Below are 20,222 nucleotides of genomic sequence, written 5' to 3'. Positions count from 1 at the left end.
ACCGGGAGCCGCCGTACGGGGGGGACGGTGGGGAGGTTCACATGAGCGAGCGCAACCTGCGAGGATCCCGCCTCGGAGGCGCCAGCCTCGAGAGCGAGTCCGGCGTCGAGCCGGCCGAGCGGCAGCTGGTCTCGTACCACTGCCCGAACGGTCACACCGTCACGGTGCCCATGTCGCTGGAGGCCGACGTGCCTGCGCTGTGGGAGTGCCGCTGCGGGGCCGAGGCCCTGCGCGCCGACACCGACGCGCCCGAGAAGAAGGCCGGCAAACCGGCGCGCACGCACTGGGACATGCTCCTGGAGCGGCGCACCATCGCCGAGCTGGAAGTGCTGCTGGACGAGAGGCTCGAGCTGCTGCGCAGCCGCGAGCTGATCAAGCGCAGCGCCTGATCGGCGGACGCCCACGAGGGCCGGCCACCCCGCACGGGGCGGCCGGCCCTCGTGCGTTCAGCGTCCCAGCTCCCGCGGGTCGTCCACGACCTCGCCGTCCACGACCTCACCGTCCACCAGGTCGCCGGGGACCACGTCACCGACGACGACCTGCGGCCCGCCGGCCCGGCGCACCGCGGCGTCGAACCGCCGGCGCACCAGCCGCACGAAGACGGCACGGATCAACCGCCGCGTGGGTGGCAGGACGCACAGCACCCCCAGCACGTCGCTGATCAGCCCCGGCAGGACCAGCAGCAGCCCGCCGAAGCCGGTCAGGACGGCGTTGCCCACCGCTCCCGGCTCCTGCCCCGGCACGGGCGCTCCGAAGGGCACCGTCGCGGTCTGCCGGAAGGCCTGCACCGCCCGGCGACCGGCCCGGCGCAGGACCAGCGCACCCCCGAACGTCTCGGCCAGCAGCAGGACCAGCACCCAGCCGCCGCCGATCACGTGACCGATCTGGACCAGCAGCCAGATCTCCAGGACCACCAGCAGCAGGAGCCCGACGGGGACCCACGCCACCCAGCGCGGCGCCCTCACGCGGGCACCGGGGCGCCCGAGCGGCGCGCAGCGGCCTTCGGGCCGTCCTGCGGCCCACGCCGCGCCCCGCGGCGGGCGGTGAGCAGCAGCAGCACGAACAGGCCCGTCAGGACCTGCTCGGGCAGCGCCCCGACCCGCGTGGCGACCGTCTGCGTCGAGCGCAGGACCACGTCCCCGGTCAGGACGTCCGGCGTGAACAGCGACGACTCGTCGTGCGCGACACCGTCGGGACTGATGATCGCGCTGACACCCACCGTGGAGATCTGCACGACCGAACGCCCGGACTCCACCGCCCGCAACCGCGACATCGCCAGCTGCTGCGGCGCCTCGTCGGACATCCCGAACGTGGCGTTGTTCGTCTGCACGACGAGGAACTGCGCTCCGGCGCGCACCGACTGCCGCACGGTGTCGTCGAAGGCCACCTCGAAGCAGATGACGTCCCCGACCTCCACGCCGTTCATCGTCAGCAACCCCACGTGGTCGCCGTGGACGAAGTCGCGCGTGATGAGGTCGACCTTGTCGCTGAAGTGCCGGAAGAACGAGCGGTACGGCATGTACTCCGCGAACGGCGCCGGGCGCTGCTTGACGTAGTGCCGGCTGTCGTCGTCGCGGGCGCCGGCGATGCCGTCCTGCGGCGTCACCACCAGCCCGGTGTTCGACACGAACCGCCCCGGGCCGTCCAGCACCGCCCCCACCAGGACCGGGACGCCGATGTCGCGGGTGGCCTGCTCGATGACGGCCTGCGCGTCGGGGTTCTCGTAGGGGTCGATGTCGCTGGAGTTCTCCGGCCACAGCACCAGGTCCGGCTGCCGGGCCGTGCCCGCCGCGACCTCCCGGGCCAGCCGCTCGGTGGCCCCGGCGTGGTTGTCCAGCACCGCCCGGCGCTCGGCGTTGAACTCCAGCCCCTCCTCGGGGGTGTTGCCCTGCACCGCCGCGACGTGACGCGTCCCGTCCTCGGCGGCCGTCGGGCGCGGCACCAGCGCCCCCGACCACGTCACGGCCGCCGCGGCCACCACCAGCAGCACCGCGGGCCGCAGCCGCGGCACCCCGCGCGCCGCGCCCACCGGCGCCGGCAGCCGCCGCAGCGCCAGGACCGCCGCGGCCAGCAGCCCACCCGCCAGACCCACCCCGAACGTCACGGCCGGCGACCCGCCCAGCGCGGCCAGGCCCAGCGTCGGGGCGTCGGCCTGGGAGAACGCCAGCCGGCCCCAGGGGAAACCCTCGAAGGGCACCCGGGCCCGGGCGAACTCGGTGGCCACCCAGCCCGTCGCCACGGCCAGCGGCGCCAGCCGCCAGCGGGCCCGCTGCAGCCGCGGCAGCACCGCCCCCAGGACGGCGTAGAAGAGGGTGCAGGCCACCGTCAGCGCCGTCCACGGCAGCAGACCCACGTACGTCCCGCTCCAGGACAGGTGCGGGAACATGAACGCGAACCCGAACACGAAACCGGCGGCGAGACCCCGCCGGGCCCGAACGCCGTGCGTGGCCAGCGCCAGCAGCGCCACCGCCAGGACCGCCGTCGGCCACAGCCCCTCGGCGCTCACCGCCCCCGGGAAGGCCGCCCACGCGGCTAGGCCTCCGACGACGGCCAGCAACAGGGTGACCACCAGGTGCACGGGCGCGGGATCGACCGGACGGGAACGCATCACGAGAGGGTAACCGCCGACCCGCCGCGCGGGTTCCGGTCGAGCCGGTCGAGCCGGCCGGCGGTGCGTCCTCGGCCGAGCCCGCGCGCCCCTCGCGCCGTCGCGCACCCCGTCGGCTACGAGGTGCGTGCCGTTTTCTAAGGGCACACGGACCCGACCACGCCCACTCCGGTCGACGCACGCTCGGCGTCGTCGCAGGTGGTGCGGCTGCGACGACGCCGATCCGCAGGCCGGCCGGTCTTCCTCCACGTGGACTGCACCTCCGAAGCTACTCAGCCGTCGTGCGCTGTCAACCGCCCCGTCACCTGCGACGACACCCATCGCGGCAGGTCACGCGCGCAACCACCACCCGTGATCCGGCACCGGTACCCGGCGTGTCGCCCGGCGTGTCGCGTTCGGAGGCACCACTAGAACCCGCTGTGCACCACCTGTCCGTCCACCACCGTGCGCCGGCACACCGGCTCCGGCGCCCCCGGCTCCAGGTCCGGCAGCCCCGGCGTCCCCGAGCGCGCGTCCGTGCTCCACCCCGACAACCTGCGGTCCGGCGCCTGCACCACCAGGTCCGCCACGTCCCACACCGCGTACGTCGCCGGCGCCCCCGGCCGCAGCACCCCCGGGTGCCCCCGCCCGGCCAGCCGGTGCCCGCCCCGGGTGTGGGCCAGGAACGCCGCCCGGACCGACACCGCCCGCTCCTCCTCGGCGGGGAACGCCGCCGCCCGCACCGCCGCCCACGGCGCGAACGGCGTCACCGGCGTGTCCGAGCCGAACGCCAGCGGCACCCCCGCCGCCGCCCACGCCGCGAACCGGTGCGTCCCGCGCACCCGCTCCCCCAGCCGCTGCGCGTACAGCCCGCCCGGCCCGCCCCACGCCGCGTCGAACCCCGGCTGCAGGCTCACCGCCGTCCCGAACCGCGCGAACGCCGCCACCACCGCGTCGTCGGCCAGCACCGCGTGCTCCACCCGGTGCCCCGCCGAGGCCACCGCCGGCACCCCCAGGTCCGCCGCCACGACCGTCAGCGCCTCCACCACGACGTCCAGCGCCGCGTCCCCGATCGCGTGGAACGCCGCCTGCACCCCCGCCACCGTGCACGCGTGCAGGTGGTCGCCCACCGCCGTCGCGTCCAGGTGCAGCGACCCGCGCCGCCCCGGCGCGTCCGCGTAGTCGGCCCGCAACGCCGCCGTGCGCGAGCCCAGCGCCCCGTCGACGACCAGGTCACCGCCCAGACCCGCCAGCGACGCCGCCGACCCGGCCAGCACCTCCCGCGCCCGGTCCGCGCTGTCCACCCACTCCGCCAGGTACCCCACCACCGTCGGCAGCCCCTCGGCGCTCGCGAGGTCCTGCAACGCCTCCAGGTCCCCCGCCGGCGCCAGCCAGCGGCCCGACATCTCGTGCACCGTCCCGATGCCCGCCGCCGCCGCGGCCCGCAGCGCCGCCCGGCGTGCCCCCTGCGCAGCCGGTGCCGACAGCGCCGCCCACCGGGCGTCCAGCGCGGCGTGGTGCGCCGCCGTCCGCACCCAGCCGTCCTCGCTCCAGCCCGGCAGGTCCCGCAACCCGGCGGCCTGCGCCAGCGAGGAGCTCACCAGGGCGCTGTGCCCGTCCACGCGCGACAGCAGCACCGGCGCGCCCCCACCGGCCCGGTCCAGCTCCTCGCGCGTCGGCACGCGGTCGGTGCCCGGCCACCGCGACTCGTCCCAGCCGAACCCCGCCAGCAGCTCGCCCGGCACCGCCCGGGCCGCGACCGCGTCCAGCACCTCGGCGGCGCTCGCGCACCCGCTCAGGTCCAGACCCGTCTCGCGCAGCCCCGTCTCGGTCAGGTGGGTGTGCGCGTCCACGAACGCCGGGGTGATCAACCGCCCCTCGAGCTCGACGACCTCGTCGCCCTCGCGCGTCCAGGCCCCCGCGGCCTCGTCCGGCCCGACCCAGGCGACGGTGGAACCCTCCACGAGCATCGCCGTCGCGAACGGGTCCGCCGGGGAGTACACCGCCCCGCCCCGGTAGAGCCGACGGGTGGGGGCAGCAGCAGAACGGTCCACGCCGGGCAGCGTAGGAGCCGCCCCGCGTGGACCGTCCGTCAGGTGCTCAGGTCGTGGTCACGACCTCAGGCGCCGGCCGGGGCCGCCGCCCCAGCACCCATCTGCGCGCCCAGGTTCGACAGGTCCTTCACCGACGCCGGGTCGGGGGCGGCCACGGCCACCGACGTGCCCCAGTCGTAGAAGTCCATCGACACCTTCACCGTCGATCCCTCGTAGGCGATCGTCTCGCTCAGGCGCACCGGGCGGTTCTGGTCGTCGACGTACAACTCGAACGGGATCGGGCCCAGCTCGGCCGCCGCGTCCTTCGCCTCCTGCGTCTGCTGCTCCGCCGGGAGCTGCTCGATCGCCTTGGCCGGGTCGATCGTCCCGGCGTACCCCTTCGCCTGCACCCCGCGCACGTCCTGCGCCGGGATCTCCTTGACGTCCTCGGCGACCCCCTGCAGCTGCTCCAGCGACTTCGTCGGGTCCATCGCCGAGGTGTCCAGCCCCGAGGAGGCCATCGCGTCCAGCGGCATCTTCACCCACTGACCCTCGGCCGTCAGCGGCGCACCCGACAGGTACGCCACGCCGTCGACCAGCCGCATCGTGACCTTCGTGCCGCCCGCCTCGGCCGGCAGCGTCAGGTTCATCTCCAGCGCCTGCGTCGCCGAGTCGAACGACCCGTCGGCGGTGACGTTCGCCGACGCCGCCTGGCCGGTGCCCGTCGTGGTCAGCGAGAACTTCGCGCTGCCGGCCTCCTGGGAGCTCTTCGCCGACGCCTTCACCGCCTCGAACGCGGTCAGCTGCGTCGCCGGCGACGACGTCGCCACCGACGGCTTCGACGCCGCGTCGTCACTGCCCCCGCCGCACGCGCCCAGGCCCAGCGCGAGCACGACCGCCCCGCCGGCGGCCAGCGTGCCGATCCGGCGCCGGCGGCGCGTGCCGAGCCGGTTCGCAGAACTCGTCGAACCCGTGGTCATGAGAATTCCCCCCTGGTCAGGCTGTGCTTCCGGTTCCTACCCTCACAGGATGCGCCGGTCCGCGCCCGTCCGGGTCACCCGTCCGGTGCGAACACCGGATCCCTACGGATGACCCACGACCTGCGAGGATCCCCCGCATGCCGTCGCGCCGTGACTCGCTGATGCTGCTCGACTCCGCCTCGCTGTACTTCCGGGCGTTCCACGGCGTCCCGGACTCCGTCACCGCCCCCGACGGGACCCCCGTCAACGCCGTCCGCGGCTTCCTCGACTCCGTCGCCTTCCTGCTCACCACCCACCGCCCCACCCGCCTCGTCGCCTGCTGGGACGACGACTGGCGCCCCGCCTTCCGCGTCCAGGCCCTGCCCTCCTACAAGGCCCACCGCGTCGGCCCCGACGGCGGCGAGGACGCCCCCTCCGCCCTGCTGCCCCAGGTCGACGTCATCGTCGACGTGCTCACCGCCCTCGGCCTGGCCCGCGTCGGCGCCCCCGGTTACGAGGCCGACGACGTCATCGCCACCCTGGCCGTCCGCCCGGCGAGGACCGGCGGGGACCCGGGGGACCCGGTCGACGTCGTCACCGGCGACCGCGACCTCTTCCAGCTCGTCGACGACACCACCGGCGTGCGCGTCCTGTACTGCGGCAAGGGCGTCCGCAAGGCCGAGGCCGTCACCCAGGACTGGCTGCTCGCCCGGTACGCCGTCCCCACCGGCGCCGCCTACGCCGACATGGCCGTCCTGCGCGGCGACCCCTCCGACGGCCTGCCCGGCGTCCCCGGCATCGGGGAGAAGACCGCCGCCGCCCTCATCACCCGCTACGGCGACCTGCCCGCCCTCCTGGCCGCCGCCGACGACCCCGCCGGCGGCCTGACCCCCGCCCAGCGCACCAAGCTCACCGCCGCCCGCGACTACCTCGCCGCCGCCCCCGTCGTCGTGCAGACCGTGCGCGACGTCCCGCTGCCCGACCTCGACGACACCCTGCCCGCCGCACCCGCCGACCCCGGCCGCCTCGACGCCCTCGCCGAGCGCTGGGGCCTGCGCTCCAGCGTCGACCGCGTCCTCAGCGCCCTGGCCGCGGTACCGGACTGAGCCTGTCGCGCAGGAACTCCACCACCTCGGCCCGCGCCGCGAACGCCGGGTGACCCGGGCGCTCGCGGACCTCGCCGGTCAGGACCGAGTGCGCCCGCGGCGAGAACCCGCCCGGGTTGCCCGGGGAGGAGTCGAGCTCGACGACGCGGAAGGCGTCGCCGAGGCGGGCGGCGAGGGTGGCGAACCGTTCCCGGGGCGCGGCGGCGTCGCCGGAGAACCGCAGGCCCACCGCGCACAGGTCCCCGGCGGCGGCGCGGGCGGCGACGCGGTCGAGTTCGGCCGGGGCCATCGCGGGGTCGGCCCGGTGCCGGCGCGAGACGGGGAACGGGGCCGCGGGCTGGCTCAGCACGGAAGCCCGCACGTTCTCGTCGACCGCGACCGCGAGGGCGAACCCCCCGGTGAAGCACATGCCGACCACGCCCACGCCGTGGCCGGGGGTGCGGGCCGCGAGGTCGTCGGCCAGGGCCCGCAGGTGGTCGGTGACGGGCCGGTGGGCGCCGACGGCGAAGGCCCTGAACTCCCTGGCGACGCAGACGCGCGCCACGGTGCCCAGCGCGTACGCCGTGCCCGCGGGCCGGCCGGGGGTGCCGAACAACGACGGGACGACGACGGTGAACCCCTCGTCCACGAGGTGCTCGGCGAACCCGAGGACCTCGGGGGTGATCCCGGGGATCTCGGGCAGGAGGACCACCCCGGGCCCGGTGCCGCGTTCGAAGCACGCCGACGTGGACCCGCCCCCGGAGAACTCGCTGCGGGTCCAGCGCGCGAGGTCCCCGGTGGGGGCGGCGCTCACTCGCGGGTCAGGGCGTCGAGGGTCGCCACGTCCTGCGGGGTGAGGTCGAAGTCGAGGTCGGCGTTCTCGACGATCCGGGCCGGGGTCGTGCTCTTGGGCAGCGGCAGGACGTCCTTGTGCAGCAGGTACCGCAGCGCGACCTGCGCCGCGGTCCGGCCGTAACGGTCGGCGACGGTGGTGATGGCCTCGTCGTCGACGAGTCCGCCGGTGGCCAGCGGGGAGTACCCCTCGACGAGGATGCCGTTCTCGCGGCAGTACGCCGTCGTCTCGGCCTGCGTGTGCCCGACGAACCAGCGGATCTGGTTGACGTGCGGGGTCACCTCCGCCGTCTCGCGCACCGAGTCCAGGTCGGCGACGGAGAAGTTGGAGACGCCGATGGCCCGGGCCCGGCCGTCGGCGTGGATCTCCTCCAGCGCCTTCCAGACGGCCCGGTTGCCCTCGCGGCAGTCCTTGCCGATCTCGGTCCACGGCCACGGCGCGTGGACGAGGTAGAGGTCGACGGTCTCGAACCCGAGGGCGGCCGTCGTCTCCTCGAAGCTGCGCAGGGCCTCGTCGTGGTCCTTGACCTCGGCGGGCAGCTTCGTCGTGACGAACACGTCCTCGCGGGCGATGCCGCTGTCGCGCACGGCTCGTCCGACGCTCGCCTCGTTGCCGTAGGCGCGGGCGGTGTCGATGTGCCGGTAGCCGGCGTCCAGCGCGGCGCGGGTGGCGTCGTAGGCGGGCTCACCGTCGGGGACCTGCCAGGTGCCGAACCCGATCTTCGGGATCTGCACACCGTTGGACAGGGTGAACACGTCGGTCAGGAATGGCACGGGGTTCCCTCCTCGGAACGTCGGCCGGACTCAGCTCTCGGTGAGCGAGGTGTGCGCGACGACACCGCGTCGGACGGCGTCGACGGCGTCCCGGGCGGCCTTGCGGACGCCGGGGTCGGTGGACGCGGACCCGATCTGGTCGAGCAGGTCCACGAGCTGCTTGCAGCGCCGGACGAAGTCGCCGGCGGCGAGGTCGGCCTCGCGCAGGACCTCGTCGAGGCGGTGCCCGGAGGCCCACCGGTGCACCGACCACGCCAGACCCGGGTCGGGTTCGCGGGTCATGGGCACCTTGTGGTGGTCCTCGCGGTCGGTCAGGTCGCTCCACAGCCGGTGCGTCGCAGCGATCGCGGCCTCGGCCCGGCGCGGGATGCGCTCGGGCCGGCCACCCTCGTCGCGGCGCGACTCGTGGACGAGGGTGGAGACGGCCGCGGCGAGGTCGGCGGCGTTCAGCCCGTCCCAGGCCCCGAACCGCAGGCACTGCGCGACGAGCAGGTCGGTCTCGGCGTTGATCCGGCGCAGGGTGCGACCGGCGTCGGTGACGGCCTGTCCGTCGTCGGTGAGGTAGCCGAGTTCGGCCAGCAGGTCGCAGACGCGGTCGAAGGTCCGCGCGATGGTCCCGGTGCGGCCCTCGATCTTGCGCTGCAGGCCCTGGGTGTCGCGGCGCAGCTTCTCCTCGCGCACGGCCCAGCGCGCGTGCTCCTCGCGGTCGGCGCACCCGTGGCACGGGTGGGCGCGCAGGGCCTCGCGCAGCCGGGCCAGTTCGGCGTCCTCGGCCGCGGCCGAGCCCCGGCGCCGGAACGGGACCTCCCCGCCCCCGACCTCGGCCAGGGCGTTGCGCAGCGAGGAGGCCAGGTCGCGCCGTTCCTGGGGGGAACGCCAGTTGAAGTTCTTGCCGATCCGGACGCGGGTGATCGCCTCGACGGGACCGGAGAAGTCGTTCGCGTCGATGGTGCGCACCTGCCGGTCCTGGGACAGGATCCGCGGCGAGGGACCGTCGAACCCCTTGCCCGGCACCAGGTCCAGCACGACGCCGAAGGTGGCGCGCCGGCCCCCGGGCAGTTTCACGACGTCACCGCGGGACAGGGTCTCGATGCTCTGGCGGGCCTCGGCGCGGCGGGTGGCCGCCCCGGCGCGCGACAGGTCCTTCTCGCGGTCGGTGATGGCCTGGCGCAGGGCGAAGTACTCGTGGAAGTCGCCCAGGTGGCACGTGGCGGCCTCGGCGTACCCGTCGAGGGCCTCGGTCTGCTTCTTGATCTGCTGGGCCTGCCCGACGACGGCGCGGTCGGCCTGGAACTGCGCGAACGACGTCTCCAGGATGTCACGGGCGCGCTCGCGCCCGACCTGCTCGACGAGGTTGACGGCCATGTTGTACGTGGGGCGGAAGCTGGAACGCAGCGGCCACGTGCGCCGGGAGGCGAGCCCGGCGACGGCCTCGGGGTCGGTGGTCCCCGACCACAGGACGACGGCGTGGCCCTCGACGTCGATGCCCCGGCGTCCGGCGCGGCCGGTGAGCTGCGTGTACTCCCCCGGCGTCACGTCGACGTGGGTCTGCCCGTTCCACTTCACGAGCTTCTCCAGCACGACCGAGCGCGCGGGCATGTTGACGCCCAGGGCGAGGGTCTCGGTGGCGAAGACGGCCTTGACCAGGCCGAGGGCGAACAGGTGCTCGACGGTCTCCTTGAACACCGGCAGCATCCCGGCGTGGTGGGCGGCCAGCCCCCGTTCGAGCCCTTCCAGCCAGCCCCAGTAGCCCAGCACGGCGAGGTCGGAGCTGGGGATCTCCGCGCACCGCTCCTCGGCGATGGCCCGGATCGTGCGGGAGTCCTCGGGGGTGGTCAGCCGCAGCCCCCACGCGACGCACTGCTCCACGGCGGCGTCGCAGCCGGCGCGGCTGAAGATGAACGTGATGGCCGGCAGCAGCCCGGCCTGGTCGAGGGTGTCGAGGATCTGGGCGCGGGAGGCGGGCCGGGGCGCGCTGCCGGGCCGGGCGCCGCCGCGGTAGCCGGGCCGGGGCTGGCCCCGGCGCCGGCCCTTGCCGCCGGCCATCGCGAGCCGGTCGGTGCGGATCTGCTGGCGCGACATCGCCACGAGCTCGGGGTTGACGATCGCGCCCGGCACCAGGGACCCCTCGTCGCCCTCCAGCGGGTCGCCGTCGGGGTCGGTGAACAGGTCGTACAGCCGGGTGCCGACGGCCAGGTGCTGCCACAGCGGCACGGGGCGGTGCTCGGAGACGACGACCTCGGTGTCGCCGCGGACGGTGTCCAGCCACGACCCGAACTCCTCGGCGTTGCTGACGGTCGCCGACAGCGAGACGACGAGCACGTCGGAGGGCAGGTGGATGATCACCTCTTCCCAGACGGCGCCGCGGGAGCGGTCGGCGAGGTAGTGCACCTCGTCCATGACGACGTAGCCCAGGCCGTCCAGCAGCGAGGACCCGGCGTAGAGCATGTTGCGCAGGACCTCGGTCGTCATGACGACGACGGGCGCCTCGCCGTTGACGGAGTTGTCGCCGGTGAGCAGGCCGACGGCGGCCGAGCCGTGGCGGGCGACGAGCTCGGCGTACTTCTGGTTCGACAACGCCTTGATGGGGGTGGTGTAGAACGCCTTGCGCTGCGTCTTCAGGGCCAGGTGGGCGGCGAACTCGCCCACGACGGTCTTGCCGGCGCCGGTGGGGGCCGCGACGAGGACGCCGCGGCCGGACTCGAGGGCCTGGCACGCCTGCAGCTGGAAACCGTCGAGCTCGAAGCCCAGCGTGCCCGCGAACTGCGCGAGCTCGGTGCGGGCTTCTTCGGTGCGACGGCGCGCTGCCGCGTAGCGCTCCGCGGGGCTTGCCATGTCGGCGACACTACCCCGTGCCCTCAGACGAGCACCCGCAACGCCCCTCCGACCACCTCGCAGGTGATCGGCAGGTCCCCCAGCGGTTCACCGTCGGCGTGCGGGCGGGGGCGGTGCGCCCCGCCCAGGTGCTCCAGGACCACCGTGCGGGCCCGGTGCACGTGCACCACCGGCAGCCTCAGGTGCGCGCCGCGGCGGACCTTCGGCAACAGCCGCAACGCCGCCAGCGGGGCGACCTCGTCGACCACGACGACGTCGAGCAGGCCGTCGGTGGCGTCCGCGTCCGGGGCCATGAGCATCCCGCCGCCGTAGCAGCGGGTGTTCGCCACGGCCACCAGCAGGCCGTCGCGCTCGAAGGAACGCCCGTCCAAGGTGATGCGGACCCCGACGCCGCGCACGACGGCGAGCTCGCGCAGCGCCGCGAGGGTGTACCGGGCGGGCCCGGGCGGCCAGCGCCAGGAGTTGGCGCGCTCGTTGATGAGGGCGTCGACGCCGGAGGCCAGGATGCTGGCGTACCAGCCCGTGCCCTGCGCGTGGGTGACGCGGACGGCGTCGACCGCGCGGTACCGCTGCTCGTGCAGGGCGTGGGCGACACGCGCGGCCGAGGCCGTCGGGTCGCCCAGGGGCAGATCGAGGCCGCGGGCGATGTCGTTGCCGGTGCCGGCGGGCACGATGCCCAGGGCGGTGGCCGTGCCGGCCACGGCCTCGACCCCGGCGTGGACCATCCCGTCGCCGCCGACGACGACGAGGGCGGCCAGGTCCAGAGCGGCTTCGCGCGCGGACCGGGCGGCGGTCGCGACGTCCTGGGCCGACAGGTCGACGACCTCGTGCCCCAGACCCCGCAGGGCCTGCAGGACGCGGGTGCCCGCGGCGCGGCCCGCCCCGCGACCCGCCGTCGGGTTCACGAGGAGGCCGACCGGGCCTCGGGGGCTCACGCGCTCAGATGCTGCTGGCTTCGTCGTCAGACAGGTGACCGTAGTCCGGTTCGTCGGAGTTCTTGGCCCGCCGCTTGTCGTTGGCCAGGCAGATGACCGTCGCCGCGGCGAAGAGGACGAGCAAGGGGCAGGCCAGCAGCAGCATCGTGGTGATGTCGGACGTCGGCGTCACGATCGCGGAGAACAGGAAGCTCAGGAAGACGCTGATGCGCCACTGCTTCAGGATCGCCTTGCCCGAGAGGAGGTGGGCGAAGTTCAGGGCCACCAGGACCACCGGCATGAGGAAGCCCAGACCGAAGGCGAGGATGATCCGCATGACGAACGAGAGGTAGACGTCCGCGCCGATGAGGTTGGAGGCGTCGACCGGAGTGAAGTCGATGAGGAACCGCATCGCGTTGGGCAGCACCGCGTAGGCGATGCCCGCGCCGATGAGGAACAGCGGGACGGCGGCGGCGATGAACCCGACCGCGTAGCGCTTCTCCTTCTTCGTCAGTCCCGGTGTGATGAACGCCCAGAGCTGGTAGATCCAGAACGGGCTGGAGGCGATCACACCGCACCAGATGGCGCCCTTGACCCGCAGGTCGAACGCCTGCCCCACCTGCGTGAAGTTCAGGGAGACGTTCTTGATGCCCTTGGTCTCGGCGTAGTCCAGCAACGGCCGCTGCAGGTACTGGAAGACGCCGTCGAACGTGCCCCAGCTGTACTTCCAGCCACCCCACAGGAACCAGCCGGCGATGCTGCCGATCAGCAGGAAGACCGCCGCCTTGAAGACGCGGTTGCGCAGCTCCCTCAGGTGCTCCACGAGGGGCATGCGCCCCTCGGGGTCCTTGGGCGCTCGTCGGCGGACGGTGGTGACGGCCATGTCAGCGGCTGGTTCTCAGGATCCGGGGCGGCTCAGGAGGCGCGGGTCTGGTGCTCGTTCGCCTTGTGCTCGGCCTCTTCGGCGGCGAGCTTGGCCTCGAGCGCGGTCGGCTCGGAGTCCTTGGCGGCGGCGGTGGGAGACGTCTTCGCCTCGTCCTTGCCGTCGTTCTTCATCTCCTTGACCTCGGACTTGAAGATGCGCATCGAGCGGCCGAGGCCACGCGCGGCGTCGGGCAGGCGCTTGCTGCCGAACAGCGCGATGAGCAGCACGACGAGGATGACGAGCACCCACGGGTGGTCGACGAGGTTGCGGAACATCAGTCCTCCAGGTAGGTCGTAGCGCCGCCATCGTACGTCGACCGCGGCCGCCTGTGGGACAAGCATGCGCGTCGAGTCGTCCGGATGCCGCCGAAACCGTGGTCCACCGGGGGGACTCGGGGTGAACTCCCAGGAACGGGCGAGGGAGCCCGCCGGACGCCTGGGAGAAGCACGAGAGCCGCCCAGCGGACGCCTAGGCGTCCGCGGAGCGGCTCCCCGAGAGGGTGGTGCTGCGGGTCGGTGGGGTCAGCGGACCGTGCGCAGCCCCCGGCCGGCCAGCGAGGCCAGGTCGTCGCAGGAGTCCAGCACCAGCGCGAAGTCGAGGACGTCGTCCCAGGCGATGGTGGAGCCGTGGTGCTCCTCCATGGCCTCGGCGGGGATGGTCCAGCGCTCGACGGCCACGCCACCGGAGACCAGGAGGGCGACGACGTCCTCACCGGCGGGCTTGCGGACCTCGTCCTTGCACTTGGGGCAGCCGAAGGCGTAGAAGGAGCGCTCCTTGGCCGAGCACACCACGAGGCGGACCTGCTTGGGGGTGAGCTCGACGTCGCCGCAGCAGGGGCAGGAAGCCTTGATCGTGGTCATGTCGTGCACCTCTCGTCGTGGTGTTCTTCGTCTCCGGCGGCGACCCCGCCGTCCGACAACCACTGCTTCGGCACGTACCGGCGATCCCTTGAACGGCCTTTTCGGGGCGACCTTGACACGCGGCGCGGGCGTGTGCGTGACGTTGGGCCGACCCGGTGAGAGCAGCGTGTCAGGCGTAACGCGCCAGTGCGGCCGACGCAGCGTCACGCACCTGCACGGCGAGCTCGGCCGGGGCCACGACGCGCGCCCCGGCGCCCAGGCGCAGCAGGAGCCGCTGCACCCAGTGGGTGTCCGCGGTCCGCAGCCGCACCCGCAGCGAGGCCTGCTCCCAGGCGTCCTCGGGGGCGTCCTCGACGGACTCCACGGGGTAGTAGTCCACGACCCACGCCGCCTGCGGGGCCAGGTCGATGGTCACGACGAGGTCGTCGGGGCTGGGCCGGAACAGGTCCGAGGCCACGTCGCGGGAGCGCGCCCGCGCCGGCGGGGTGCCGTCGACGTCGAGGACCTGCGCGCTCTCGATGCGGTCGACGCGGAACAGGCGGACCCCCTCGGAGCGGTGGCACCACGCCTCCAGGTACCAGCGCCCCTCGACGCTGACCAGCCGCATGGGGTCGACGTCGCGCTCGGTGCGTTCGTCGCGGCTGGGCACCAGGTAGCTCAGGTGCAGGCGCCGGTGCTCGCGCAGCGCCCGGCGCGCGGTCTCCAGGACATCGGCCGAGGAGGAGTCGCTGACGTCGACCGCCACGGCCCGGGCGACCCCGGCGGCCTCCCCCGTCGCCTCCGACAGCTTCGCCATCGCCCCCTCGAGGGCCTCGCGGTCGTGCAGGCCGGGCACCTCGGCCAGGGTCCGCAGCCCCACGAGCAGGGCCACGGCCTCGTCGACGGCCAGCCGCGCCGGGCGGGCGATGGGGTCGGCGTTGGACAGGTAGACGTGGCCGGACTCCCACCGCGCGTCGATGAGGTCGTCGGGCAGGTGCCCGGGGGTGCCGCAGACGAACAGCAGCTCGAGGTCCTGGACGAGGTCGTCCTCGCTGATCCCGAAGTGCTCGGCGGCCTCGGGCACGGGGATGCCCTGGTGGGTCAGCAGGTACGGGACCATCGCCAGCAGCCGCGACAGGCGCTCCGTCGAGTTGGCGCTCACGCTGACCCCCGCTCCTCGCTCACGACAGCACCCCCGCCGCGCCGCGCAGCCGGCGCAGCACCGCCTCGCGCAGGTCGTCCGGTTCGAGGACGACGACGTCGGCGCCGAACTGGGCGAGCTCGTCGGCGCTCACCTCCACGTCGCTGACCTCCACGACCACGACGTCCTGCCCCTGCTCGCCCTGCCCCTCCTCGACGCCGACGGCCCGGCGCCGCAGCGCCAGTCCCGCCCCCGAGCGGACCAGCAACCGGGCCCGGCGGGTCTGCACGGCACCCACGCTGCCGGCGACGACCTCGCGCGGGTCGACGCCCTCGGGCACCGCGTAGGACCCCGGCCGCCCGATGCGCTTGACGGCCGAGGCGACGCGCGAGAGCCGGAACACCCGGGACGCGCCGCGGTCGCGGTCGTGCCCGACGAGGTACCAGCGCCCGTGCCAGGACACGATCGCCCACGGCTCGACGTGCCGCACGGTGGGCTCGGCCCCGGCGCGGCGGTAGCCGAACTGCACCGGGGCCCGGTCGCGGGTCGCGGCGTACAGGGGGTCGAAGGCCGGTTCGGCCGTCCGCACCCGCGGTTCGACGCCGATCAGGGAGCTCTCGTCCGGTTCGACGCCCAGGCTGCGCAGCTTCACCAGCGCCCGCGTGGCCGGACCGGCCAGGGAGGCCTGCTGCCACACGCGACTGGCCAGCGACAGCACCGCCAGCTCGCCGGGGGTGAAGCTGATCTCCGGCAGCGCGTACGCCTCCCGGTCGATCCGGTACCCCGCCTCGTCCTCGAACAGCGGGTCCTCCCCGCCGGTCTCCAGCGGCACCCCGAGCTCGCGCAGGTCCTCCTTGTCGCGCTCGAACATCCGCTCGAAGGCGACGGTGGTGGCGCAGTCGGCGTACTGGGGGACCGCCTCGCGGATCTGCTCCTTGGTCAGCCAGCGCCGGGTGGCGGCCAAGGCGATGACGAGGTTCAGCAACCGCTCAGTCCGGCGGGCGCCGCGGGCCGCCGCGGCGCTGCCCCCGGGCACGCCCGTACCGCTCGTCGAAGTGCTGGTCATGGTGTGGTGGACGCTACCGGAACGGCGCCCGGGCGCAGCCTGCGTACGCTCCCAGCGTGACGATCACGTGGCGTTCGGCGACGGTCAGCCGGCTCGGGACCAGCTGGGCCGGGTCCGTCGAGCTCTTCGCCACCCTCACCTCCGGTCCCGAGCAGGGCCTCGGGGTGGAGGTCAAGGCCCTGGCCCACCCCGACCTCGTGGGGACCCCCGTGGTCGGCGACCGCGTCCTGCTCAACGTCTCGGCCCTGGCCCGGGGCCTGGGCACCGGCGGTTACGCGCTGGTCGTGGCGCTGCCCGACCGCCTGCCGCCCGACCCGCCCGCGGGCCCCGGCCACCTCGTCAAGGCCCGCTACACCCCCCTGCAGACGATGGTCCTGGGCGCCGACGACCAGGAGTCGGTGCACCACGACGTCCTGGCCGAGGCCGACGACCTCGCCGGCACCCCCGTCGTCGTCGCCGACCTGCACTCCGCCGTGCCCGCCGTCCTGGCGGGCCTGCGCGCCGAGGCGCCGAAGGCCCGCGCGGTCTACGTCATGACCGACGGCGGGGCGCTGCCCGCGGCGTTCTCGCGCGCCGTCGCGGGCCTGCGCGAGGCCGGGTGGATCGCGGCGTGCGTCACGACGGGGCAGTCCTTCGGCGGGGACCTGGAGACCGCGACCGTCCACACCGGCCTGCTCGCCGCGCGGCTGGTCGCCGGCGCCGACGTCGTCGTCGTCGCCCAGGGACCGGGCAACCTGGGCACCGGCTCGCGCTGGGGGTTCTCCGGGGTGGCCGCCGGGGAGGCCCTCAACGCCGCCGCCGTCCTGGGCGGGCGGCCCGTCGCAGCCCTGCGGGTGTCCGAGGCCGACGCCCGCTCCCGCCACCGCGGGGTGTCCCACCACTCCCTGACCGCCGTGGGCCGCGTCGCCCTGGCCGGGGTCGACGTGCCCGTCACCGACTCCCCCGGCGCCTTCCACGACGGGGTCCGGGCCCAGGCCCGGGCCCTGCCGGCGCGCCACCGCGTCGTGGAGGTCCCCGAAGCCGGCCTGGACGCGGCCCTGGCCACCAGCCCCGTGCGGCTGTCGACGATGGGCCGGGGCCTGGACGCCGACCGCGCCGCGTTCCTGCTCGCCGCCGCCGCGGGCCGGCACGCCGGGCGCCTGCTGGGGTGAGCGGACGGGGACCGGGACGACGAGACCCCCGCGACCGGGCCGGTCGCGGGGGTCTCGCGAGTCGTTCAGGTGGAGCGGGTCACTTCACGTCGACGAGGTCCACGACGAAGATCAAGGTCTCGCCGCCCTTGATGGCCCCACCGGCGCCGCGGTCGCCGTAGCCCAGGTGCGGGGGGATGACGAGCCGGCGCCGGCCCCCGACCTTCATGCCCAGCAGGCCCTGGTCCCAGCCCTGGATGACCATGCCGGCCCCCACGGGGAAGTCCAGCGGCGTCCCGCGGTTCCAGGACGCGTCGAACTCCTCACCCGTGCTGAACGCGACACCGACGTAGTGGGCGCTGACCGTCTTGCCGGCCGTCGCCTCCGCGCCGTCACCGACGATCTCGTCGACGATCACCAGCTCGGTGGGCGGTTCCCCCTCGGGGAAGTCGATCTCGGGCTTCGTGCGTTCACTCATGCCCCGACCCTACCCATCCCCATCCGCCCCGACCCGACCCGACCCGACCCGACCCGAGCGGCGCCGCTCAGTAGCCGTCGAGGATGTCGACGACGAAGACCAGCGCACCCGCCGGGCGGGACCCGTCGGTCTCCTCCCCGTACGCCTTGGCCGCCGGGATGACCAGCAGCACGCGGCTGCCGACCTTCTGCCCGATCAGGCCCTCGTCCCAGCCGGCGATGAGCTGACCGACGCCGATCTGGGTGGTGAACGGCTGGGTGTCCCACGAGGACTGGAAGACCTTGCCGTCGGCCAACGTGGCCCCGACGTACTGCATCTTGACGTTCATGCCCTTGGTCAGCGGCACCCCGCTGCCCTCGATGAGGGGCTGCACGACGGTGTCCGCCGGCGGCGTCGGGTCCGAGACCGTGAACCCGGTCGGGACGCCCTTGTCGTCGTACGTCACCGCCGGCAGGTTCGCCGGCGGCGTCACCGGGGTGCCCTCGGCGGTGCCGGCGATCTTCTTCACGACGTCGGCGACGACCACGATCGTCGTGTCCTTGTCGACGCCCTCCTTGCCGAACCGCGTGATCGCGTCCCCGAACCCGTCGGCCGGCGCGATCGCGACGACGACGCGGTCCCCGACGTGGGTGCCGACGAACCCGCGGGCCAGCCCCATCGTGATGTTCGCCAGCTCGAAGCGGGCGTTGGTCCCGCCGTAGCTGGAGTCCAGCTCCTCACCGGTGGACCCGGCGTACAGGGAGTAGGCGAACTCGACCTCGTCGGTGGCCTTCACCTCCGGGCCCGTCCCCGCGGCGAGGACCTTGCGGGTCGTCTCCTTCACCGAGAACGGCGTGGTGAACGTCACCTGCGGCTTGACGGCGGGGTTCACGTCCCCGGTGACCGTGACGGGCAGAGCGTCGTCGGTGACGGCCGGTTCGATGGTGTTCGCCGCGGCCGACGCCGACGACGTCTGCTCGCTGGGGCTCGGCGTCCGCGGCTCCGAGGCGCACGCGCCCAGCAGCAACGACATCGCCAGGGCGGCGGACGCGGACAGGACGGCGGTACGGCGGCGCACGGAGGTCCTCACTCATCGGACGGGCTCACAGCTTCGGAGCGAACCCGACCACCCTAACCGCGGACCCTGTGCGCCGCCGACGAAGCGGTCACATGCTGTCGATCAACCGCTCCACACGGTCGTCCACGGACTTGAACGGGTCCTTGCACAGCACCGTGCGCTGCGCCTGGTCGTTCAGCTTCAGGTGCACCCAGTCGACGGTGAAGTCGCGCCGCTTCTCCTGCGCCGCGCGCACGAAGTCGCCCCGCAGCTTGGCCCGCGTCGTCTGCGGCGGCACGCTCAGCGCCTCGAAGACCTCGATGTCCGAGCACACCCGCTCGGCCATCCCCCGCTCGGCCAGCAGGTAGTGCAACCCCCGCCTGCGGTGGATGTCGTGGTACGCCAGGTCCAGGCGCGCGATCCGCGCCGACGTCAGCGGCAGGTCGTGCTTGGCCATGTACCGGTCCAGCAGCTTCTTCTTGATGACCCAGTCGACCTCGCGGTCGACCAGGGAGAAGTCCTGCGTCTCCACCGCCCGCAACGCCCGCTCCCACAGGTCCAGGACCCGCTTCACCGTGGGCGTCTGCAACCCGCGCTGCTCGACGAACTCCTTCGCCTTCTCCAGGTACTCCCCCTGGATCTCCAGCGCGCTGGCCTCGCGGCCGTTCGCCAGCCGCACCGGCTTGCGCCCCGTCAGGTCGTGCGAGATCTCCCGGATCGCCCGGATCGGGTTCTCCATCGTCATCTCCCGCAGGGCCACCCCCTCCTCGACCATCCGCAGGACGAGGTCGGTCGCGCCCAGCTTCAGCATCGTCGTGGTCTCGGACATGTTCGAGTCGCCCACGATGACGTGCAGCCGCCGGTACCGCTCGGCGTCCGCGTGCGGCTCGTCCCGGGTGTTGATGATCGGCCGGCTGCGCGTCGTCGCGCTCGAGACGCCCTCCCAGATGTGGTCGGCGCGCTGCGACAGCGAGTACACCGCCCCCCGCGGGGTCTGCACGACCTTGCCCGCACCCACGATCAGCTGCCGCGAGACCAGGAACGGGATCAGCACGTCCGACAGGCGCCCGAACTCCCCGTGCCGCGACACCAGGTAGTTCTCGTGGCAGCCGTAGGAGTTGCCCGCCGAGTCGGTGTTGTTCTTGAACAGGAACACCTCACCGGCGATCCCCTCCTCCTCCAACCGCCGCTCGGCGTCGGTCAGCAACCCCTCCAGGGTCCGCTCCCCGGCCCGGTCGTGCACGACCAGCTGGCGCACGTCGTCGCACTCCGGCGAGGCGTACTCGGGGTGCGAGCCCACGTCCAGGTACAGCCGCGCACCGTTCTTGAGGAACACGTTGCTCGAACGGCCCCACGACACGACCTTGCGGAACAGGTACCGCGCCACCTCGTCCGGGGACAGCTTGCGCTGACCCTCAAAGGCGCAGGTGACGCCGAACTCCGTTTCCAGCCCGAAGATCCGGCGATCCATTTCTCCACCTTAGGCACTCCGGCGCCGTGCGGCGCAGCGAATCGTGCTCGTCCCCCACCCGCCCGGGAACGGTCCAGGACCTGCCCAGGACCGACCC

Annotated in this window: 19 protein-coding genes; 3 read left to right on the top strand and 16 right to left on the bottom strand. The window is 74.0% G+C overall.

Annotation, left to right across the window (positions count from 1 at the left end):
* Positions 1–41 precede the first annotated feature (41 nt).
* A complete protein-coding gene (locus CLV37_RS01835) occupies positions 42–389 on the top strand; it encodes an RNA polymerase-binding protein RbpA (protein ID WP_106206370.1) in 348 nt (115 codons plus the stop codon).
* A gap of 57 nt (positions 390–446) precedes the next feature.
* Here CLV37_RS01835 and CLV37_RS01830 read toward each other — a convergent pair whose 3' ends face one another.
* From CLV37_RS01830 to CLV37_RS01815, 4 genes are all read right to left on the bottom strand, one after another.
* The gene (locus CLV37_RS01830) at positions 447–965 is read right to left on the bottom strand and encodes an FxsA family protein (protein WP_106206368.1); all 519 of its coding nucleotides are present in this window, start codon (positions 963–965) and stop codon (positions 447–449) included.
* A complete protein-coding gene (lnt, locus tag CLV37_RS01825) occupies positions 962–2,608 on the bottom strand; it encodes an apolipoprotein N-acyltransferase (RefSeq protein WP_245885195.1) in 1,647 nt (548 codons plus the stop codon). The genes CLV37_RS01830 and lnt overlap by 4 nt, the downstream gene beginning before the upstream one ends.
* Before the next feature lie 407 nt (positions 2,609–3,015).
* Entirely contained in the window at positions 3,016–4,557 is a 1,542-nt protein-coding gene (locus tag CLV37_RS01820; RefSeq protein ID WP_106207348.1) for an amidohydrolase family protein, read from the bottom strand.
* A gap of 149 nt (positions 4,558–4,706) precedes the next feature.
* The gene (locus CLV37_RS01815; protein WP_106206364.1) at positions 4,707–5,600 is read right to left on the bottom strand and encodes an SCO4651 family lipoprotein; all 894 of its coding nucleotides are present in this window, start codon (positions 5,598–5,600) and stop codon (positions 4,707–4,709) included.
* 137 nt (positions 5,601–5,737) lie between these two features.
* Between CLV37_RS01815 and CLV37_RS01810 the strand changes: the two genes are divergently transcribed.
* On the top strand, positions 5,738–6,685 hold the full coding sequence (locus CLV37_RS01810) for a 5'-3' exonuclease (protein WP_211298295.1): 948 nt from the start codon (positions 5,738–5,740) through the stop codon (positions 6,683–6,685).
* Here the strand turns inward: CLV37_RS01810 and CLV37_RS01805 are convergent.
* The 9 genes from CLV37_RS01805 to CLV37_RS01765 all read right to left on the bottom strand — a co-directional run bounded on the left by CLV37_RS01805 (position 6,657) and on the right by CLV37_RS01765 (position 16,010).
* A complete protein-coding gene (locus CLV37_RS01805; RefSeq protein ID WP_106206362.1) occupies positions 6,657–7,478 on the bottom strand; it encodes a dienelactone hydrolase family protein in 822 nt (273 codons plus the stop codon). The genes CLV37_RS01810 and CLV37_RS01805 overlap by 29 nt on opposite strands.
* The gene (locus CLV37_RS01800) at positions 7,475–8,290 is read right to left on the bottom strand and encodes an aldo/keto reductase (protein WP_106206360.1); all 816 of its coding nucleotides are present in this window, start codon (positions 8,288–8,290) and stop codon (positions 7,475–7,477) included. The genes CLV37_RS01805 and CLV37_RS01800 overlap by 4 nt, the downstream gene beginning before the upstream one ends.
* Positions 8,291–8,320: 30 nt before the next feature.
* Positions 8,321–11,125: a DEAD/DEAH box helicase gene (locus CLV37_RS01795; RefSeq protein ID WP_106206358.1), complete on the bottom strand. Its 2,805-nt coding sequence runs from the start codon at positions 11,123–11,125 to the stop codon at positions 8,321–8,323.
* 23 nt (positions 11,126–11,148) lie between these two features.
* Positions 11,149–12,060, bottom strand: coding sequence for a diacylglycerol/lipid kinase family protein (locus CLV37_RS01790; protein ID WP_106206356.1), 912 nt, complete (start codon positions 12,058–12,060; stop codon positions 11,149–11,151).
* Between the two features lie 4 nt (positions 12,061–12,064).
* Positions 12,065–12,922, bottom strand: coding sequence for a twin-arginine translocase subunit TatC (gene tatC, locus CLV37_RS01785; RefSeq protein ID WP_106206354.1), 858 nt, complete (start codon positions 12,920–12,922; stop codon positions 12,065–12,067).
* 32 nt (positions 12,923–12,954) lie between these two features.
* A complete protein-coding gene (gene tatA, locus CLV37_RS01780; RefSeq protein ID WP_106206352.1) occupies positions 12,955–13,239 on the bottom strand; it encodes a Sec-independent protein translocase subunit TatA in 285 nt (94 codons plus the stop codon).
* A gap of 246 nt (positions 13,240–13,485) precedes the next feature.
* The gene (locus CLV37_RS01775) at positions 13,486–13,824 is read right to left on the bottom strand and encodes a hypothetical protein (protein ID WP_106207344.1); all 339 of its coding nucleotides are present in this window, start codon (positions 13,822–13,824) and stop codon (positions 13,486–13,488) included.
* Positions 13,825–13,993: 169 nt separating this feature from the next.
* Entirely contained in the window at positions 13,994–14,965 is a 972-nt protein-coding gene (locus CLV37_RS01770; protein WP_245885193.1) for a helix-turn-helix transcriptional regulator, read from the bottom strand.
* Between the two features lie 19 nt (positions 14,966–14,984).
* Entirely contained in the window at positions 14,985–16,010 is a 1,026-nt protein-coding gene (locus CLV37_RS01765) for a helix-turn-helix transcriptional regulator (RefSeq protein WP_106206350.1), read from the bottom strand.
* A gap of 56 nt (positions 16,011–16,066) precedes the next feature.
* Between CLV37_RS01765 and CLV37_RS01760 the strand changes: the two genes are divergently transcribed.
* Positions 16,067–17,161, top strand: coding sequence for a DUF3866 family protein (locus CLV37_RS01760; protein WP_106206348.1), 1,095 nt, complete (start codon positions 16,067–16,069; stop codon positions 17,159–17,161).
* A 79-nt stretch (positions 17,162–17,240) separates the two neighbouring features.
* On the opposite strand, the gene CLV37_RS01755 is transcribed toward CLV37_RS01760, so the two are convergent.
* From CLV37_RS01755 to pafA, 3 genes are all read right to left on the bottom strand, one after another.
* Positions 17,241–17,618 (bottom strand): FKBP-type peptidyl-prolyl cis-trans isomerase, encoded by a 378-nt coding sequence (locus CLV37_RS01755; protein WP_106206346.1) that lies wholly within the window; start codon positions 17,616–17,618, stop codon positions 17,241–17,243.
* A gap of 67 nt (positions 17,619–17,685) precedes the next feature.
* Positions 17,686–18,675 (bottom strand): FKBP-type peptidyl-prolyl cis-trans isomerase, encoded by a 990-nt coding sequence (locus tag CLV37_RS28330; RefSeq protein ID WP_106206344.1) that lies wholly within the window; start codon positions 18,673–18,675, stop codon positions 17,686–17,688.
* A gap of 88 nt (positions 18,676–18,763) precedes the next feature.
* Positions 18,764–20,125 (bottom strand): Pup--protein ligase, encoded by a 1,362-nt coding sequence (pafA, locus tag CLV37_RS01745; protein WP_106206342.1) that lies wholly within the window; start codon positions 20,123–20,125, stop codon positions 18,764–18,766.
* Between the last annotated feature and the right edge of the window lie 97 nt (positions 20,126–20,222).

This window comes from Kineococcus rhizosphaerae (genome assembly GCF_003002055.1).
Taxonomy (GTDB): Bacteria; Actinomycetota; Actinomycetes; order Actinomycetales; family Kineococcaceae; genus Kineococcus; species Kineococcus rhizosphaerae.
Note: the sequence above shows the minus strand (reverse complement) of the source record. Positions and strands in the feature narration are given on the sequence as shown.

Coding starts and splice junctions, on each gene's coding strand:
- CLV37_RS01835 (WP_106206370.1), top strand. CDS start 42: ATGAGCGAGCGCAACCTGCGAGGATCCCGCCTCGGAGGCGCCAGCCTC.
- lnt (WP_245885195.1), bottom strand. CDS start 2,608: ATGCGTTCCCGTCCGGTCGATCCCGCGCCCGTGCACCTGGTGGTCACC.
- CLV37_RS01820 (WP_106207348.1), bottom strand. CDS start 4,557: ATGCTCGTGGAGGGTTCCACCGTCGCCTGGGTCGGGCCGGACGAGGCC.
- CLV37_RS01815 (WP_106206364.1), bottom strand. CDS start 5,600: ATGACCACGGGTTCGACGAGTTCTGCGAACCGGCTCGGCACGCGCCGC.
- CLV37_RS01810 (WP_211298295.1), top strand. CDS start 5,738: ATGCCGTCGCGCCGTGACTCGCTGATGCTGCTCGACTCCGCCTCGCTG.
- CLV37_RS01795 (WP_106206358.1), bottom strand. CDS start 11,125: ATGGCAAGCCCCGCGGAGCGCTACGCGGCAGCGCGCCGTCGCACCGAA.
- tatC (WP_106206354.1), bottom strand. CDS start 12,922: ATGGCCGTCACCACCGTCCGCCGACGAGCGCCCAAGGACCCCGAGGGG.
- tatA (WP_106206352.1), bottom strand. CDS start 13,239: ATGTTCCGCAACCTCGTCGACCACCCGTGGGTGCTCGTCATCCTCGTC.
- CLV37_RS01775 (WP_106207344.1), bottom strand. CDS start 13,824: ATGACCACGATCAAGGCTTCCTGCCCCTGCTGCGGCGACGTCGAGCTC.
- CLV37_RS01765 (WP_106206350.1), bottom strand. CDS start 16,010: ATGACCAGCACTTCGACGAGCGGTACGGGCGTGCCCGGGGGCAGCGCC.
- CLV37_RS01755 (WP_106206346.1), bottom strand. CDS start 17,618: ATGAGTGAACGCACGAAGCCCGAGATCGACTTCCCCGAGGGGGAACCG.
- pafA (WP_106206342.1), bottom strand. CDS start 20,125: ATGGATCGCCGGATCTTCGGGCTGGAAACGGAGTTCGGCGTCACCTGC.